This window comes from Pseudomonas sp. AC083, assembly GCF_979253165.1.
Window position 1 is genome coordinate 1 of record NZ_CEEDDH010000168.1, and the last position, 266, is coordinate 266.

Below are 266 nucleotides of genomic sequence, written 5' to 3' on the forward strand. Positions count from 1 at the left end.
GTCGTAACCGATGCAGGAGTGTTACTGATATCATCAGGCACCACCAAGTCAGGTAAACATGTTGTACATTTGTACGTTGTTTGCTGAGATTTTGGTGTTTTTTTATGCTTTTTTTAGCAGTTTTAGGTAAGGTGGGATGAAGATGTTCACCGTCGTTAAAGTTTTAAACAACAATATCGTATTAGCTCTAACAGACACGCAAAATGAAGTAGTTGTTTTTGGTACAGGAATAGGCTTTAAGAAGAAAAAAGGTGATACTCTTGATG

Annotated in this window: 1 protein-coding gene; it reads left to right on the top strand. The window is 36.8% G+C overall.

Annotation, left to right across the window (positions count from 1 at the left end):
* Positions 1-142: 142 nt before the first annotated feature.
* Positions 143-266, top strand: a 124-nt coding sequence (locus AC0IXA_RS27590; protein WP_306655183.1) for a CAT RNA binding domain-containing protein, incomplete at its 3' end; no start/stop codon positions are given.